The following is a 15,944-nucleotide window of genomic DNA, read 5'->3' as shown; positions in this document are numbered from 1 at the left end:
CAAGTTTTTTTCTCACATGCTAAAATAGCAAAGATGTTTGAAAAATTTACCCGTAGCGAACGAGAAAGGTTTATCAAAGTGAAAACTAGAGAATTAACGAAGGCATTACCGAACTTGAAAATCCTTTTGGATGAACCATTAATGAATTACACTTTTACAAAAACTGGCGGGCCTGTAGACGCGCTAGCTTTTCCTAAAGACAATGATGAAGTGAAAGAGCTGGTGGATTATTGCCGAATCAATGATATCCCTTGGCTTGTTTTAGGAAATGCCAGCAACCTGATCGTCAAGGATGGCGGAATCCGCGGCGTAGTGATTATGCTGACCGACATGACAACGATTCGTGTGGAAGAAGGGACGATCACTGCTCAAGCAGGAGCGAAATTGATCGATACGACCTATGTAGCCTTGGATCATTCTTTGACTGGCTTTGAATTTGCTTGCGGTATTCCTGGAAGTATCGGCGGAGCAGTTTTCATGAATGCTGGAGCCTATGATGGACAATTAGAAGATGTCTTTGAATCTGTAGATGTCTTATTAGCTGATGGTACATTTGAAACATGGGGCAAAAATCAAATGAACTTTTCTTACCGCCACTCAGCGATCCAAGATCAGCCGGCGATTGTTTTGAGCGCCAGCTTCAAATTGACAGCAGGAGATCATGATCAGATTGAGAAACGGATGATAGAGCTTACGGAATTGCGTGAACTGAAACAACCGTTAGAATATCCTTCATGCGGCAGTGTGTTTAAACGTCCAGTAGGACACTTTACCGGAAAATTGATCCAAGATGCAGGGTTGCAGGGCTTGGTTTGGGGCGGAGCCCAAATTTCTGAGAAGCATGCCGGTTTCATCGTCAACATTAACAATGCGACAGCTACTGATTATATCGAATTGATCGCTCATATTCAAAAGACGATCAAAGAGAAATTTGATGTGACGCTAGAAACAGAGGTTCGAATTCTTGGTGAAGAACCTAAATAATAAAAAATGCTTGATAAAAACCATTTGGTTTCTATCAAGCATTTTTTATTTCTTCATTAATCGCAATAAAACAGCACAGATCGCTGTGGTCGCAATACCGGCAACAATAGCTTCGACCAATCCACTGCCGAAAATAATTCCTAAAATGACACCGTAAACAGTATTCGCAGTGACTTGCAAGACACTAGCGTAGCTGTCTTTAAAGAAGAAAAAGATCAAGTTCATGACTAAAATAGTATTTGTCATCGAACCGGCTAAACCTGCGATAAACAGACTGACAGGCCGCGCCTTCTGCTTCAATAAGTAATGAAGGCCTTTATAAACAAAGTATGGAACGACACCAATTAAAATACGTGGAATAATTGCTACGATTAAAGCACGCCAATCACCTTGATTCGTCAAAGGGTTTGCGATAAAAGGTGAAAAGGCAAACGACATCGGAGTGATAAGCACGGTTGATCTTGCGATACTGATCACGCCAAAAATTGCGCCTAGTCCAGCACCGATGCGAGGTCCAAGGACGATCGATGCAATAATAACAGGAATATGCATCGTCGTCGCATTAATAGGACCGATTGGGATAAAGCCAAGGGGTGTCACAGCCAAGAGGATCATGATGGCTAGAAACATCGCTGTCAACGTAAAACTTCTTACATTTTTCTCTTTCATTAGTTACTCCTTCAGTGTTGAATTTACAATATGCACGATTTCAGAAATATCTGCTAAGGCACCACGACCGTAATCGCCGCAGGCCAGCAGGGCTTCTCGGGGTTCGATTTCTTGATAACCAACTTCCTTAAGTGTCGCTAAATTCCGTTGAACGATCGGATTTTGATACATATAGGTATTCATTGCCGGTGCGATAATTTTTGGTGTATCTGGCAGCAATGCTAAAGCGACAGTTGACAACAAGTCATCCGCGATACCATTCGCCAATTTTCCGATAATGTTAGCGGAGGCTGGAGCGACTAAAAAAAGATCCGCCGCTTTTGCTAATGCGATATGATTGATTAATGCCGCATCCGGTTCCTCCATCACATCAAGATGTACGAGACGATGGGATAATGATTGGATCGTTAATGGCGTGATAAACTCAGTACTGCTTTTAGTCATTACAACATCTAAATTATATCCTAATTTTGTTAATTGATTAGTAATGTCTGCCGCTTTATAGGCAGAAATACTGCCACTGACTCCTAGTAGGATATTTTTCATTTTGCTTCCTCCAGTTTCAAAACTTCTTTTGTAATCAGTTCAGCGATTTCAGTCTTTGTATGTGCTTCTTTGACCTTCTGCTGCTTATTGATGAGGTAGCCATGGTGTTTTTCACCACGAATCTCAGCTAAATCATTGGCTAAGATAAAGTCAGCATGGTTCTTTTCGAGACTTGCTTTAGCCACATTGAGCAACTCGATCATTGGGACGTCAACCAATAGTTTAAACCCAACTAAGATCGTTTGAGGCTGCAATTTTTTGATTAAAGAGATAATTTTTGGGTTTTTCTTCAAGACTACAACTAAGTGATCAGTGTCAGAAGAAATTTTTTTCTCCGTTCGTTTATTGGCAATAGTGACTAATGCTTTCGGCAGATCCGCAGGCTGTGTTGCTGCTGCGGCTTCTAAATCTTCGAGTGTAACCGAGCTTTCTGGGGTAAAGTCACTGACCGCCATACTGTGAATCACAGCATCATAAGTATTAGCAGTCATCAACTCTGTTAGCGTTCTTTCTAAATCCATTGTCGATTCAATGAGTTGCTGATGGATCATTTTTCCTTCGGGTTTTACAGCGTGTCTTGTCGTGATTAGGTCAATCTCAGCACCCTCTGCTGCAAAGCTTTCCGCGATCGCCTTCCCTAATTTTCCGCTGGAATGATTGGTGATAGCACGAACATCATCGATTTTTTCCGACGTTCCGCCTGAAGTAATAAGGATTCTCATTAAATTTTTCCTCCTAAGGCAACAATCGTACGCCCCACATGTTTCCCCGCTAATAAAGAATCTGCCGTCTCTTGTACCTGCTCTAATTCAATTTGCTGCACGTTGAAACTAGCTGGCAGGGCCCATTCGTTGGCCATCTTATGCCAAAGCTTTTGTCGCTGCTCCATCGAAGCGTCCACTGAGTCGATGCCTAATAAATTAACACCTCGTAAAATAAAAGGCAAGACAGTTGTATTCAACTTGATTCCGCCAGCATTTCCGCAAAGAGCTAAGCTGCCGCCATAATGAACGAAAGGAATCACTTGAGCAAGCGTATCGCCGCCAACCGTATCTATGACAAAATCAAAGAGCTGCTTGTTTAATGGACGAATTTTTTCTGAGAATAATTCATCAGGAGACAGGATAGCTGTCGCACCTAGCCCCTTCAAGTAATCCTCTTGATCAGTCTTACGGCTCAATGCAGTGATTTCTTTGCAGCCGATTTGCTTGAGAAAGTGTAAAGCAAAGCCGCCAACACCGCCAGTTGCGCCAGTAACAAGAACACGACTTTCTTTGTTAAGACCATGCTTTTCTAAAGCGTCTACTGATAGTGCTGCTGTGAAACCGGCAGTACCAAAGGTCATCGCTTGCTGGGCGGATAAATTTTCTGGAAGTTTAACGACCCACGAAGCAGGAACGATCTGCAAATCACTCAAACCACCATCTTGTTTGACGCCTAATCCATAACCGGTCACTAAGACTTCATCATCAATAGTATAACGATCATCCTTTGTATTGATGATTTTTCCTGCCAAGTCGATTCCAGGTGTCATGGGGTAATCACGTAATACACCCGTATTGGCTTTTGTTGCTAAGGCGTCCTTATAGTTGATTCCAGAATAGCTGACTTTAATCAGGACTTCGTTTTCTTCAATCTCGGGTTTGGTAAAAGTCTCGATCTCGGTGTGAAGGTTTTCATCATTGATTACACGTAAGCGGCGATACTCAGTCATGTTTCATCCTCCTATTTTTTTGATTCTTTGTTTTGATGGGTATTTCCCATAATTGCTATAACTAATAAAAGATAAATGATTAAACAGCTTTAGGTTAGCTGAATCACTCACAAGTAAAGAATGAATTTTTCTAATGTAAAAATTCAGAGAAGAACGTACGCATATCATTTATCTAGGCACGCTAAAGCATGAAGATAAACTGGTAAATTCGGTTACTATTATCTTAGCGGAAATGAAAGAAAAAGCAAATTTCTTTTCTCTTTTATTTCCATAAAACTCTCCTAAGAAAGTGGAGATAAATGCTTGATTTTTAGTAAAAAGTTCGTATACTTGAAAGGTGCTATTAAACAAGAAGTTTACTTTTAGCAAACAAAAGGATAATTAAGCAAGGATTGAAAATGGAACCAACCATTATTATGGATAGGGAGTGAGAATATGGATATTGGTGAGAAGCTGCGTAATTTACGAATTCAAAAAAACTTGACCCAAGAGGAACTTGGAGAGCGAACAGATTTATCCAAAGGGTACATCTCTCAATTAGAGCGTGACCTAAGTTCTCCTTCGATGGAGACTTTTTTTGATATTTTAGAGGTTTTGGGTGTGACCCCGGCTGAATTTTTTAAACAAAAAACCGGTGATCAAAAAATTGTTTATAAGGATGAGGATACAACTTTTTACAGCGATGAGGAGCATGGCTATCATATCAAGTGGCTGATTCCTGAATCGAATGAAAAGGAAATGGAGCCGATTTTACTGACACTGGATCAGCAGGGGCAGTATAAACAGTTCACGCCTTCGCTATCTGAAACGTTTATTTATGTATTAGAGGGCAAGGTTGCTTTGCAATTTGGTGAAACCTTATACGAAGCAGAAAAAGGTGAAAGTATTTATTATGAAGCCAGCAAACCGCATCGGCTGCAGAATCAAGCGTCAGGGATCAGTAAGGTATTGATCATCGCGACAGAATCTTATTTATAGAAAAAGGACGTGAAGGTATGGCAAACACGATTATTTCCTTTAAGGATGTAATTAAACAATACGACGATGATGATCCCGTATTGAAAGAAATAAATTTCGATATCGAAGAAGGACGCTTTTATACATTATTAGGTCCCTCCGGCTGTGGAAAAACCACGATCCTAAGAATTATCGCCGGTTTCACTGATGTGAGTGAGGGGGATATTTTTTTTGAAGGAAAAAGAATGAATGATATTCCAGCGAATAAACGTCAGGTCAATACGGTTTTTCAAGACTACGCATTATTTCCTCATATGAATGTTTTTGACAACGTGGCGTTTGGTTTAAAGATTAAAAAACTATCGAAAAAGGAAATCGAAAAAAAGGTTTTGGAAGCCTTAAAGCTTGTTCAGTTGCCGGGGTACGAGAATCGCGAAATTACGGAAATGTCTGGTGGTCAACGTCAGCGGGTAGCGATCGCACGTGCCATTGTCAATGAGCCGAAAATTTTGTTGCTGGATGAGCCATTATCCGCTTTGGATTTAAAATTGCGAACAGATATGCAGTACGAATTACGTGCTCTGCAAAAACGATTAGGAATCACCTTCATCTTCGTGACCCACGATCAGGAAGAAGCCTTGGCCATGAGTGATGAGATTTTTGTAATGAATAAGGGGAAGATCGTTCAAAGCGGCACACCGGTCGACATTTATGATGAGCCGATCAATCATTTCGTGGCGGATTTTGTCGGCGAGAGCAATATCGTTGCTGGTGAAATGGTTGAGGATAACCTAGTGAAATTTGTTGGCAAAACGTTTGAGTGTGTCGATGGCGGAATGCGTCCGAATGAACCAGTTGAAGTTGTTTTGCGTCCAGAAGATCTAACGCTGACGACTCCTGAGAACGGTAAATTAGTTGTGACTGTTGATACACAGTTGTTTCGCGGAGTGCATTATGAAATGAATTGTATTGATGCGGACGGGAATGAGTGGATGGTCCACTCGACTAAGAAAGCCAAGAAAGGCAGCAAGGTTGGATTGTATTTTGAGCCAGAAGATATTCATGTCATGCGCTTCAATGAAAGTGAAGAAGATTTCGAAGCACGATTAGAAAGCTACGAGGATTAGGAGGGGATCATTCAATGAAAAATATGCGTCGATTCTATTCGATTCCTTATTTCTTTTGGCTGTTGTTTTTTGTCATCGCACCAGTGATTTTGATCGTCTATCAATCATTTTTTGACATGAACGGCAACTTTACTCTAACGAATTATCACACGTATTTAACGTCTAAGACTTATTTAATGATGACCGTTAACTCTGTTTTGTTTGCGTTTTTGATCACGTTGATGACATTGCTGATTAGTTATCCAACAGCGTACTTTTTATCAAAATTGAAGCATCGTCAATTACTGCTTCTGCTTGTCGTTTTACCAACGTGGATCAATTTGCTGCTGAAGGCCTATGCATTTATTGGCATATTTAGTGCAAATGGCTCGGTGAATGATTTTCTGAGCTTCATTGGTATTGGTCAGAAGCAGCTGCTGTTCACAGATTTCAGTTTCATGTTTGTGGCAGCCTACATCGAACTGCCCTTTATGATTATGCCGATTTTTAATGCGCTTGAAGAAATTAATCCAACCTTGATCAGTGCGAGTCGTGATTTGGGAGCCAATAACTTTGATACCTTCCGGCGTGTGATTTTCCCGCTTTCTTTAAACGGGGTAAAAAGTGGTGTGCAGGCCGTATTCATTCCATCGTTATCACTCTTTATGCTAACACGTCTGATTGGGGGCAATCGAGTAATCACGTTAGGAACAGCAATCGAAGAGCATTTCTTGGTGACGCAAAACTGGGGGATGGGTTCGACAATCGGGGTTATTTTGATTGTTGCGATGTTCATCGTGATGATGCTGACTGGCGAAAAACGTAAAGGAGGTCGGGTGAAGTGAGAAGAAGAAAATTTTCTTGGTCAACCATTTATTTGATTTTTGTATTTATTTTGTTGTATATCCCGATCTTTTATTTAATTTTCTATTCATTCAATCAAGGCGGGAACATGAGTACCTTCACTGGTTTTACTTGGGAGCATTATCAAAGTCTTTTTTCCGATAGCCGTTTAATCAGCATCGTCCTTCAGACTTTTGTACTGGCTTTCTTGTCGGCATTGCTGGCAACAGTGATCGGAACATTTGGTGCAATGGGCATCTATTATACGCGCAAACGTCATTCACGCAACGTTCTTTTAGGCTTGAATAATATTTTGATGGTCTCACCAGATGTTATTATCGGTGCCAGCTTCTTGATTTTATTTACGATGCTCGGAGGTGTCTTGAAAAACTTTCAGCTCGGGTTTGTCAGTGTGCTCCTTTCTCATATCGCCTTTAGTATTCCAATTGTGGTTCTGATGGTGCTGCCAAAGTTAAAGGAAATGAACGATTCCATGATTGATGCCGCTCGTGACTTAGGTGCGAATAACTTTCAAGTTTTATCAAATATCATTTTGCCGTTTTTAACTCCAGGAGTCATTGCTGGTTATTTCATGGCATTCACTTATTCATTGGATGATTTTGCCGTAACCTTCTTTGTTACAGGCAATGGGTTCACGACTCTCTCAGTAGAAATTTACTCGCGAGCACGGCAGGGGATTAGCTTGGAGATCAATGCCCTTTCGACACTTGTCTTCATATTTTCTCTACTATTAGTTGTTGGCTATTATTTCATTAGCCGCGACACTTCGAAAAAGGCACGAAAACGCAAACGTGAATTTGAGGAGGTGGCAGTACTGAAATGAGAAAATTACAATCACTTTTTGTCGGTGTTGTCGCTATCATTCTGCTATTGACCTTTATGGTCGTACGACTGAACCACTCATCTAATGCCAGCTCCAAGGTATTGAATATTTATAATTGGGGCGATTATATTGATCCAGAATTGATCAAACAGTTTGAAAAAGAATATGGCTATAAGGTCAATTATGAGACGTTTGACTCAAATGAGGCGATGGAAGCAAAGATCAAGCAAGGCGGAACTGCGTATGATATCGCAATCCCAAGCGAATATATGATTCAAAAAATGAAAAAGGAAAAACTGCTGATGCCTTTGGATCACTCAAAGATTCATGGTTTAGAAAATATTGACGCTCGTTTTTTGGATTTAGCTTTTGATAAGAACAACAAATACTCGATCCCTTATTTTTGGGGAACACTGGGAATCGTTTATAACGATAAATTTGTTGCAGGGGATAAAATCAAGCATTGGGATGATCTGTGGCGGCCAGAATTAAAGAATAATATCATGCTGATCGACGGTGCTCGAGAGGTGATGGGGTTATCTTTAACTACCTTAGGTTACTCGATTAATAGCAAGGACATGACACAATTGAATCAGGCTATACACAAATTGAGCAGCTTGACTCCTAATGTTAAAGCAATCGTTGCTGATGAAATCAAAATGTATATGGCCAACGAAGAAAGTGCGGTTGCGGTAACTTTCTCTGGAGAGGCGGCCGATATGATGTCTGAGAACGAGCATCTTCATTATGTCATCCCGCCAGAGGGCTCGAATCTATGGTTTGATAATATCGTGATCCCTAAAACATCGAAAAACCAAGAAGGAGCCTATGATTTCATCAACTTTATGCTGAAGCCGGAAATTGCTAAACAAAACGCTGAATATATCGGCTACTCCACACCAAATAAAAAAGCTTTGGCGATGCTGCCCAAAAATATTTCAGGAGATAAGCAATTTTATCCAGACGACGAGACTATTAGTCATTTGGAGGTTTATAAAGATTTAGGTCCAAAGTATTTGGGAATTTACAATGATCTGTACTTGGAGTTTAAGATGTATCGGAAGTAGTGTGAGAACGTTGCTTGTTCTAGACTTTCGATGTAAACAAAAATGATTCTACAAAATATATTCAGTTGTTTAATGGAGTTCTGATCAAAATTTATTAATATTGGAAGTAAGAGATAAGCTGATATTTCGCTTGTCTCTTTTTTTTTAAATCCTTTAAGCAGAAAAAATGTTCGAGGATTTTCAAGAAAGTACTATTGGAAATGTCTATCCGAATTCATCGGGAATCAGTTTCTAGCGCTACAAAAATAGAAATGATAAACTCTATATATGTGAAGGCGATGAGGAATGTATCAGAACGAAGATGGAGGGAACAGGATGATTAAAGGTACGGAGATTGATTTTGTTGTTAAAAATAGTATAGCTGCCTTGGATTTATATAAGGAAATTTTTGAACTCGAAGTGGTTGAGGTGACAGATTATCCTGAAGGAAGCAATGAGGCTGTTTTTAACTTATATAACACACGGTTTCATATGTTAGATGCGAATTCTGATTATGGATTAAAGGCTCCAGACAAAGAGCATCCAAATACGATCTGGTTCAATATCGCGGTTGAAGATATTGAAAAAACACATGCTGCGGCTTTAGATCAAGGCTGTACGGAGATTCAGCCTATCACTCAGATAATGGAAGGTGCTGTCGAAAATTCAATTTTTGTTGATCTATTTGGTTATATGTGGATGCTGCATCAAATACATGAAGAATTAAGCTTTGAAGAACGAACGGACATATTGGAAAAAGAGATGTAGAGCTAAGCTGTAGAAATTGCTTTTAAAAAATATATGAAAGAGAACGAGGGACAGAAAAAACGGTCCCTCTTTTTCTATGTAAAATTGTTTCAAAGTCAATGAGTTGGGAGAATCTGCTATCAGAGAAGAGTTATGTGATATTATTTATACTAAACTATGAGTCGGAAAGGAAAATGAATGAAGTTTATTTTGTTGATACTTTTATTCTTACTGGTACTGTACTTCATGTATAAGTATTTGTTGCAGCAATCAAAGGAGCCTTCTGGTCTGATGGGCAAGCTCATGATGAAATTATGGAATAAGGTTTATTTGCCTATGGCTAAATGGTGCCTATCGTTTTTAGAGGTAAAAGAATTTTCCAATATTTTAGATATAGGTGTCGGTAATGGGGCAACGACGAAGTACATTAGCGAGACATTCGTTTCGAGTTCTATAATTGGAATAGATATTTCAAAAGCAGCGATTGAGCAAGCTCGCAGGCACAATGCGGCTAATAACGTAACATTTGATGTGATGGATGTAAGCAACACGGCATTTCCGACGAATCATTTTGATTTAGTTTGTGCATTTCAAAATCATTTTCATTGGAAGGATCTGAGAGGTAGTTTTTTAGAAATCAGCAGAATACTTTCCAATAAAGGTGTTTTTCTAATTGGGTGTGAGTATTCAAAAATAAGCTATTTCTTACCAGAGTTGAAAGAAAGTCATTCCTTTGAAACATTTCTTGATGACTTGGGGTTCCAATTGATACAGGTAAAAAGGCAAAGAGACTGGATTGTTTACAAAATCAGAAAAATATAGTGCAGTAAACCGAGGAGTACTATCCATAATAAATAAAAAATGAATGGGGAGATCGTTGATGAAGCAAAGTATTGTTCATATCGCTTTAGTTGTAGAGGATTATGATGAGGCGATTGCGTTTTACACAAATAAGCTTGATTTTGAGCTGATAGAGGATACTTATCAGGCAGAACAGGATAAAAGATGGGTAGTTGTCTCTCCAAAGGGTTCAAATGGAACGACAATCTTGTTAGCCAAAGCCTCCAAGCCAATTCAAAAGGATTTTATTGGAAATCAAGCTGGCGGCAGAGTGTTTCTATTTCTGGGAACGGTTGATTTTCAACGAGACTATCAACAGATGTTGTCAAAAGGAATTGAATTTGTCAGAGAGCCAAAAAAAGCGGATTATGGAACAGTGGCGGTCTTTAAAGACTTGTATGGCAATCTTTGGGATCTGGTGCAGTTTGATGAAAAGCATCCGATGAGTAATCGAATATTTTGAGAGCAGCCTTTAGATAGACGCTAAGCTTAGAAAAAATCATACTTAATGACTAGAGTGAAAATACTCCTTTTGACCTATGACGAATCGTTAAATCTTCTGCATAATATAAGACATAAGAGAGAAACACATCGCGAGTGGAAAAGCAGGAGTTCAACGATTGATTGAGTTCCTTCAAAAACGATCTTGAATAAATTAGGGAAATGAAAAAGGAGAGAAACACAATGACAAATAGAATGATGAAATCAAAAAACAATCGGGTATTAACAGGAACTTTAGCTGGAATCGCAGAATATTTTGGCGTCGATCCAACCATCGCACGTGTAATATATGTCTTTGCCAGCATCACTTTGATTGGGGCACCAATCTTGCTTTACATTTTACTGTCGGTGCTCATTCCTTCGTCTGATAGCAGCAGTTCGAGCTTTGAATACTATTCAAGCCGTTCAACAGGCTCTGCTCAGCCGAATCAAGCAGAAACAGTCGCAGATGATTGTTGGGGTGACTTCTAAAATAATGCTCGATTTATTAAGAGCTTAATTATAAAAACGAAAGGACAGATTGCTTAAGGTGGTCTGTTCTTTTTTGGGGAATGGTTGAGGATCAGCGAAGTGAGTAGAAGAGTAATGGTGACAAAAAGACTTCAATACTTGGCCTTGAGCACTTTTATCAAAAGAAAACTTTGGTTCATTGTAAAGGCTGTATGAGTATACAACTAAAGTTTGAGTGGAAGTTCAGTTTCAGGGTTGATTCTATTCGCCTCTTTACTTGTTATATTTGAAAAAAGAGAAAAGGAATGGAGTTGTTTTAAATGAAAAAAATGGGTGCTGTAATTTTTAACGTATTGGTGGCTTCTTGGGTATTGTTTACGATTTATGTAGTGATGGCTAGTATCTGGTTTTCTGCAGGGATGCTTGCTATTTCACCACTTCTAGTTATTGGGGCAGCGGTACTTAATTTACAAAGCTTCTTTATCATTAATTTTATCTTGAGCGTATGTTTCTCATTAGGCATGATTGTTATGCTGCCTGTGATGATCAAAGGAACAAAGGCTGTACAATCACTAATTTCAGAATATTTCGTACAAATGAGTCACATTTGGCATTCATAATTGGTGGCTTCAGTTGGTCTTTGTATTAGCAAGGGATCAAGTACGATTGTTAAATCAAAAAACACAACTTCGCAGCTTTTGTGAAGTTGTGTTTTTTTGATTTAAGTTTTCTGAGTTTATTTTTGCTTATTGAATTTTATCCAAGATCAATTGTGCACAGTCAATTTGGTTAGGGATGTTGCCTTCTTCATCTTTGACGCGCCAAATATCTGGCGTGATTTCATCGACGACATACATTTTTCCATCGTTGTCGTAGCCAATCTCAATTTTGAAATCAATCAAGGTCAAGTTCATTTCAGCTAGAGCATCTTTAAGAACTGCGCCTACTTTTGTTAGAATGTCGAGTGCTTCGTCGTATTGTCCAGGTCTAAGGATGCCTTTCATTTGGCATAAGCGGTCAGTAATCAATGGATCGCCCTGCTCATCGTCTTTTAGTGTTACTTCTAAATAAGGCGGGTCAAAAGGTAATCCCTCAGGCAAAGTGAATCGGCGACACATACTGCCAGCGGTAAAATAGCGTAACACAAATTCCAAGTTCGGAACGGTTAGTTGGCGAACTTTCATTACGCCTTTTTCGATATCGGCATCAAGATAGTGAGTAGGAATCCCATTTTCTTCCATCAACTCAAAAAAGTATTTAGAAACTGTCAGACCAATCTTTCCTTTACCGTCAACGCTGCCGCCGACTGTGTTGGAGCCTGGATCAAAAACGCCGTCTTCGCCAGTCGCGCTGTCTTTAAATAATAAGTATACTTCCTTGTTTTCTTCATCTAATAAGACTGTTTTTGTTTTGCCATCGTACAATTCTTTCATATTTTCCCGCCTTCTCTGAAATATCCAGTGTTTTCAAAAATGATAACATTGGATATTTTTTCTGTCGATGTTTTTTCGGATTTCAGTCTAAAAAAAGTGAGTAAAGTTCGGATTTAGCTGATAATTGATGCTAAAGGCGTTTTAAAGAATTTATTGGTATTATATTGTTCGTATTTTATTGATTTGATCGGAATTAAAACAGGAGGATTTGTCGGTTAAGTGATGGGGGAAGCAACACAGGAAAAACATTTCAGCGGATGATAAATAAAAAAATTATGAATAAAAAATGATAATTCTTTCATTATTTGGTAAAATAGTCCCAATGTTTCTGGAATGGAGGGACGCATTTGAATATTCAGGATATGTTGAAGCTGCCTTCAATGAAGGGGGCTAAGATCGTTGCAGGTGTGGAGCAGCGACATCGTTTAGTCACTACGATTTCTGTTTTAGAGGTGTCTGAACCAGAGCTGTACAGCCAAATGCCGCTTAAGGGAGAATACTCTGGAAATGAGCTAGTTTTGACGTCATTTGCCCAAATCGCAGAAGATGTGGAGAAGCAGCTGGAGATTATTTCTATTTTGCATCAACATAGTCAGCTAGGAATTGTCCTTTATTATGTGGGTCTCATCATTCCTCAAGTTTCTGAAAAAGTTATTGCTAAAATGAATGAGCTGGGAATGGTCTTGATTCTGATGCCGATGAAGCGGATGGACTTAAGATACAGTGAAGTGATTTCTGAAGTGTTGTCATATATCAACGAAGAAGAAGCGGAACTCGATCAGCAGCAGGATATCTTGCTGGAGACGATTCGTCAATTGCCAGCGCCTCACCAAATCGAAACAGGCTTGAGTATTTTATCAGATAAATTGAAGTGCAGTCTCTTCATTAAAAGTGCTGAAAATGAAGTGTTGCTGTCAAAAGCTTGGCCAAGAAGCTTAGACGCCACTTTACGACAGTCTATCGCTCACAAAGAAATGAATCCATCAAAAAAGAATGCACCAATAGAATTAAATCGAATCTTTTATTTCCAAACCGATATTTTTTTAGCAATGCCCACATTGAGTCATCAATACTTTTTGACGCTTTTTAGAAAAAAACCTTTGAGTGAAAACCAGCTGGCGGGCATCAAAACAATCGTTGAAAAAACAATCAAGTATTTTGGTGAAGAGCAGTTGTTGAATACTGGGCAGCAGTTTTTTTCTGCTTGTCAAACGGGAGATTTCTATACCGCTGCGTTGTTAGCCCAAAGAGCTGGGATCGATCCAGAGGCACCGCTGACTTTATATTGCTTACAAAGAAAAGATCCAACAGCGCCTAGGGAAAGTTCTCCTTCGAATGGAATCAGCTACAAAGAAAGAGATCGGGAATGGATAGTTGGAAATAAGGAGGAAAAAAAGGCTCATAGGGTTCTTCCAATATACGATCCAATGGAAGATACGCTTTTTACCAGCAGAGAGCTGTCAGGTGTATTGGCGATTGCTCAACAAATGAAAGCCATAGATGAACAGATCGAGGAGGCCAAGCGGGTCTTTCCTAAAAAGCATTGTTTTTATCCAGAGGAGCTCTATTTGCTGAAGGATGTCACACCAGAAACGGAATCAGTCTTTTTGGAGCGCTACTTGGATAAAGAATCGATCGACACGCTGGCTGTGTATTTCTTGGATTGTAACGAGAGTATAAAAGCTACTTCTGATTTCCTTTTTTTGCATAATAATACGATTAAGTACCGCTTGAAACGAGCACAGGAGCGTTTGGGATTATCTTTTTCTCATACTGCCTCACGCTATTTGTTGATTAAAAATTTGATTTATTTCCGTAAGTATACAGATAAATAGCGATGGGAAGCCTGCTTTGTCATTTTCGACAAAGCGGCTTCTTATATTTTGTCCTAATAACATAGTCATAATTTTCTCACTTCGCTATAATGATAAAATATTTATTTGTCAGAATATTCAGAAATGAGGGGAATAGATGGAAGAAGTAGTTGAAACAAATTCGGGAAATTATGAAAGAGAACGGGTACCTGAGAAGGAGCGGAAGCGCTGGTTGTCCATCAGCATGGTCTGGATCGCTATCGGTATTGATTTGTCTGGGATGTTCATGGGAGTCGCCCTGTCACAAGGTATGCACTTTTGGACGGCTATCTCTGCGGTAATGATTGGTTCAGTGATCTTAGGAGTATTAGCGATTGGAACAGCCTACATTGGAGCAAAAGCGGGATTGTCTACTGGAATGATTTCTCGAGTAGCTTTCGGTAAGAGTGGTGCTTCATTGATGGGAGCGATCATGGGGATTTCTTCTCTTGGCTGGTTTGGTGTGCAAATTGGCTTTTTCGCTGAAAATATAGGTGCGGCGATCCAGCAGTTGACAGGAACGGATATGCCTTCATGGCTGCTCTCACTGATTGGCGGCGGACTGATGATGTTATCTGCTTTTTGGGGTTACCAAGCGATTGAAAAGCTTTGTACCTATTCTGTTCCTTTATTAGCAGCTTTGATCATTATTGCAACGATCATGTCTCTTAACAGCAACGGTTCCTCTAGGCTGGCAAGTGCGCCTCAAGGATCACCGATTTCTTTCGGCTTGGCCGTTTCTTTAGTGATTGGCGTGTATATGGTCGGAGTCGTTATGGCACCAGACGTTGCGAGATGGGCGCAGAATCCTAAGCAGGCGATGATTGCCGGTTTTGTCGGATTTACGATTGGAAATAGCTTTATGATCATCATCTCATTGATTTTAGTAAAAGTGATGAACACGGCTGATCTTACTGCTGTATTTTTCACTTTGGGATTAGGGATTCCTTCTATTTTAGTTCTGACCTTAGCTCAATGGACAACGAATACAAACAATCTTTATTCAGCATCATTGGATTTTTCAATTGTCTTTAAAAACGTCAATCCTAAGATTATCACGGTTATTTGCGGAACCTTAGGAATACTGATGGCGATGTTCGGGATTTATGGTATGTTTGAAAACTTTTTATCTATTATCACGGTGTTAGTCTCGCCGATTGCGGGTATTTACATGATTGATTATTTCTTTTACACAGAAAAGTATGACTTCTCATATGAGGAAAACTTGAAGGATTATTATCCCACGTCGCTCTTTTCATGGGTAGTAGGCAGTACAGTAGCGTTTATGACCAGTCAACCGCCTGCTGGTTTCGGCTTGTTTACCTTGACGAATGTATCGGCGTTGGATGGTATTTTAGCGGCAGGAATCTGCTACTTCATTATTACGAAATTGACTAAAGGACGGGAATAA

At 39.6% G+C, this 15,944-nt stretch carries 18 protein-coding genes; 13 read left to right on the top strand and 5 right to left on the bottom strand.

Annotated features, from left to right (window positions below; translation table 11 throughout):
* The first annotated feature begins 78 nt into the window (after nucleotides 1–78).
* Nucleotides 79–984 (top strand): UDP-N-acetylmuramate dehydrogenase, encoded by a 906-nt coding sequence (murB, locus tag JZO85_RS03365; RefSeq protein ID WP_207107107.1) that lies wholly within the window; start codon nucleotides 79–81, stop codon nucleotides 982–984.
* 45 nt (nucleotides 985–1,029) lie between these two features.
* Here murB and JZO85_RS03360 read toward each other — a convergent pair whose 3' ends face one another.
* Genes JZO85_RS03360 through JZO85_RS03345 form a run of 4 tightly spaced genes read right to left on the bottom strand, consistent with a single transcriptional unit; the run spans nucleotide 1,030 to nucleotide 3,913 of the window.
* Nucleotides 1,030–1,653: an ECF transporter S component gene (locus tag JZO85_RS03360; protein WP_207107106.1), complete on the bottom strand. Its 624-nt coding sequence runs from the start codon at nucleotides 1,651–1,653 to the stop codon at nucleotides 1,030–1,032.
* A 3-nt stretch (nucleotides 1,654–1,656) separates the two neighbouring features.
* Nucleotides 1,657–2,199, bottom strand: coding sequence for a phosphopantothenoylcysteine decarboxylase (gene coaC / locus JZO85_RS03355; RefSeq protein WP_088932118.1), 543 nt, complete (start codon nucleotides 2,197–2,199; stop codon nucleotides 1,657–1,659).
* Nucleotides 2,196–2,921, bottom strand: a complete 726-nt coding sequence (locus JZO85_RS03350; protein ID WP_207107105.1) for a phosphopantothenate--cysteine ligase — start codon at nucleotides 2,919–2,921, stop codon at nucleotides 2,196–2,198. The genes coaC and JZO85_RS03350 overlap by 4 nt, the downstream gene beginning before the upstream one ends.
* Nucleotides 2,921–3,913, bottom strand: coding sequence for a YhdH/YhfP family quinone oxidoreductase (locus JZO85_RS03345; RefSeq protein ID WP_207107104.1), 993 nt, complete (start codon nucleotides 3,911–3,913; stop codon nucleotides 2,921–2,923). The genes JZO85_RS03350 and JZO85_RS03345 overlap by 1 nt, the downstream gene beginning before the upstream one ends.
* A gap of 435 nt (nucleotides 3,914–4,348) precedes the next feature.
* Between JZO85_RS03345 and JZO85_RS03340 the strand changes: the two genes are divergently transcribed.
* From JZO85_RS03340 to JZO85_RS03295, 10 genes are all read left to right on the top strand, one after another.
* Entirely contained in the window at nucleotides 4,349–4,891 is a 543-nt protein-coding gene (locus JZO85_RS03340) for a helix-turn-helix domain-containing protein (RefSeq protein WP_207107103.1), read from the top strand.
* A 17-nt stretch (nucleotides 4,892–4,908) separates the two neighbouring features.
* The gene (locus JZO85_RS03335) at nucleotides 4,909–5,997 is read left to right on the top strand and encodes an ABC transporter ATP-binding protein (protein WP_207107102.1); all 1,089 of its coding nucleotides are present in this window, start codon (nucleotides 4,909–4,911) and stop codon (nucleotides 5,995–5,997) included.
* 14 nt (nucleotides 5,998–6,011) lie between these two features.
* Entirely contained in the window at nucleotides 6,012–6,821 is an 810-nt protein-coding gene (locus JZO85_RS03330; protein ID WP_207107101.1) for an ABC transporter permease, read from the top strand.
* On the top strand, nucleotides 6,818–7,663 hold the full coding sequence (locus JZO85_RS03325) for an ABC transporter permease subunit (protein WP_207107100.1): 846 nt from the start codon (nucleotides 6,818–6,820) through the stop codon (nucleotides 7,661–7,663). Before JZO85_RS03330 ends, JZO85_RS03325 begins: the two co-directional genes overlap by 4 nt.
* Complete coding sequence (locus JZO85_RS03320; protein ID WP_207107099.1) at nucleotides 7,660–8,730, top strand: ABC transporter substrate-binding protein; 1,071 nt, start codon at nucleotides 7,660–7,662, stop codon at nucleotides 8,728–8,730. The genes JZO85_RS03325 and JZO85_RS03320 overlap by 4 nt, the downstream gene beginning before the upstream one ends.
* Before the next feature lie 315 nt (nucleotides 8,731–9,045).
* Nucleotides 9,046–9,477, top strand: coding sequence for a VOC family protein (locus tag JZO85_RS03315; RefSeq protein ID WP_207107098.1), 432 nt, complete (start codon nucleotides 9,046–9,048; stop codon nucleotides 9,475–9,477).
* A 177-nt stretch (nucleotides 9,478–9,654) separates the two neighbouring features.
* Nucleotides 9,655–10,278 (top strand): class I SAM-dependent methyltransferase, encoded by a 624-nt coding sequence (locus tag JZO85_RS03310; protein ID WP_207107097.1) that lies wholly within the window; start codon nucleotides 9,655–9,657, stop codon nucleotides 10,276–10,278.
* A gap of 58 nt (nucleotides 10,279–10,336) precedes the next feature.
* The gene (locus JZO85_RS03305) at nucleotides 10,337–10,759 is read left to right on the top strand and encodes a VOC family protein (RefSeq protein WP_207107096.1); all 423 of its coding nucleotides are present in this window, start codon (nucleotides 10,337–10,339) and stop codon (nucleotides 10,757–10,759) included.
* A gap of 221 nt (nucleotides 10,760–10,980) precedes the next feature.
* The gene (locus JZO85_RS03300; protein WP_207107095.1) at nucleotides 10,981–11,268 is read left to right on the top strand and encodes a PspC domain-containing protein; all 288 of its coding nucleotides are present in this window, start codon (nucleotides 10,981–10,983) and stop codon (nucleotides 11,266–11,268) included.
* Between the two features lie 299 nt (nucleotides 11,269–11,567).
* Nucleotides 11,568–11,867 (top strand): hypothetical protein, encoded by a 300-nt coding sequence (locus JZO85_RS03295; protein WP_207107094.1) that lies wholly within the window; start codon nucleotides 11,568–11,570, stop codon nucleotides 11,865–11,867.
* A gap of 126 nt (nucleotides 11,868–11,993) precedes the next feature.
* Here JZO85_RS03295 and JZO85_RS03290 read toward each other — a convergent pair whose 3' ends face one another.
* Complete coding sequence (locus JZO85_RS03290; protein ID WP_207107093.1) at nucleotides 11,994–12,680, bottom strand: phosphoribosylaminoimidazolesuccinocarboxamide synthase; 687 nt, start codon at nucleotides 12,678–12,680, stop codon at nucleotides 11,994–11,996.
* 347 nt (nucleotides 12,681–13,027) lie between these two features.
* Between JZO85_RS03290 and JZO85_RS03285 the strand changes: the two genes are divergently transcribed.
* Together JZO85_RS03285 and JZO85_RS03280 are read left to right on the top strand one after the other, a co-directional pair.
* Complete coding sequence (locus JZO85_RS03285) at nucleotides 13,028–14,515, top strand: PucR family transcriptional regulator (RefSeq protein ID WP_207107092.1); 1,488 nt, start codon at nucleotides 13,028–13,030, stop codon at nucleotides 14,513–14,515.
* A gap of 136 nt (nucleotides 14,516–14,651) precedes the next feature.
* Nucleotides 14,652–15,944 (top strand): cytosine permease, encoded by a 1,293-nt coding sequence (locus JZO85_RS03280; RefSeq protein WP_207107091.1) that lies wholly within the window; start codon nucleotides 14,652–14,654, stop codon nucleotides 15,942–15,944.

The sequence above is a fragment of the Candidatus Enterococcus murrayae genome (assembly GCF_017315985.1).
GTDB lineage: Bacteria > Bacillota > Bacilli > Lactobacillales > Enterococcaceae > Enterococcus_A > Enterococcus_A murrayae.
Note: the sequence above shows the minus strand (reverse complement) of the source record. Positions and strands in the feature narration are given on the sequence as shown.

Excerpts from the sequence above, each read along its gene's own strand:
- JZO85_RS03360 (WP_207107106.1), bottom strand. The coding sequence starts at position 1,653 with ATGAAAGAGAAAAATGTAAGAAGTTTTACGTTGACAGCGATGTTTCTA.
- coaC (WP_088932118.1), bottom strand. The coding sequence starts at position 2,199 with ATGAAAAATATCCTACTAGGAGTCAGTGGCAGTATTTCTGCCTATAAA.
- JZO85_RS03350 (WP_207107105.1), bottom strand. The coding sequence starts at position 2,921 with ATGAGAATCCTTATTACTTCAGGCGGAACGTCGGAAAAAATCGATGAT.
- JZO85_RS03345 (WP_207107104.1), bottom strand. The coding sequence starts at position 3,913 with ATGACTGAGTATCGCCGCTTACGTGTAATCAATGATGAAAACCTTCAC.
- JZO85_RS03340 (WP_207107103.1), top strand. The coding sequence starts at position 4,349 with ATGGATATTGGTGAGAAGCTGCGTAATTTACGAATTCAAAAAAACTTG.
- JZO85_RS03335 (WP_207107102.1), top strand. The coding sequence starts at position 4,909 with ATGGCAAACACGATTATTTCCTTTAAGGATGTAATTAAACAATACGAC.
- JZO85_RS03330 (WP_207107101.1), top strand. The coding sequence starts at position 6,012 with ATGAAAAATATGCGTCGATTCTATTCGATTCCTTATTTCTTTTGGCTG.
- JZO85_RS03320 (WP_207107099.1), top strand. The coding sequence starts at position 7,660 with ATGAGAAAATTACAATCACTTTTTGTCGGTGTTGTCGCTATCATTCTG.
- JZO85_RS03315 (WP_207107098.1), top strand. The coding sequence starts at position 9,046 with ATGATTAAAGGTACGGAGATTGATTTTGTTGTTAAAAATAGTATAGCT.
- JZO85_RS03310 (WP_207107097.1), top strand. The coding sequence starts at position 9,655 with ATGAAGTTTATTTTGTTGATACTTTTATTCTTACTGGTACTGTACTTC.
- JZO85_RS03305 (WP_207107096.1), top strand. The coding sequence starts at position 10,337 with ATGAAGCAAAGTATTGTTCATATCGCTTTAGTTGTAGAGGATTATGAT.
- JZO85_RS03300 (WP_207107095.1), top strand. The coding sequence starts at position 10,981 with ATGACAAATAGAATGATGAAATCAAAAAACAATCGGGTATTAACAGGA.
- JZO85_RS03295 (WP_207107094.1), top strand. The coding sequence starts at position 11,568 with ATGAAAAAAATGGGTGCTGTAATTTTTAACGTATTGGTGGCTTCTTGG.
- JZO85_RS03290 (WP_207107093.1), bottom strand. The coding sequence starts at position 12,680 with ATGAAAGAATTGTACGATGGCAAAACAAAAACAGTCTTATTAGATGAA.
- JZO85_RS03280 (WP_207107091.1), top strand. The coding sequence starts at position 14,652 with ATGGAAGAAGTAGTTGAAACAAATTCGGGAAATTATGAAAGAGAACGG.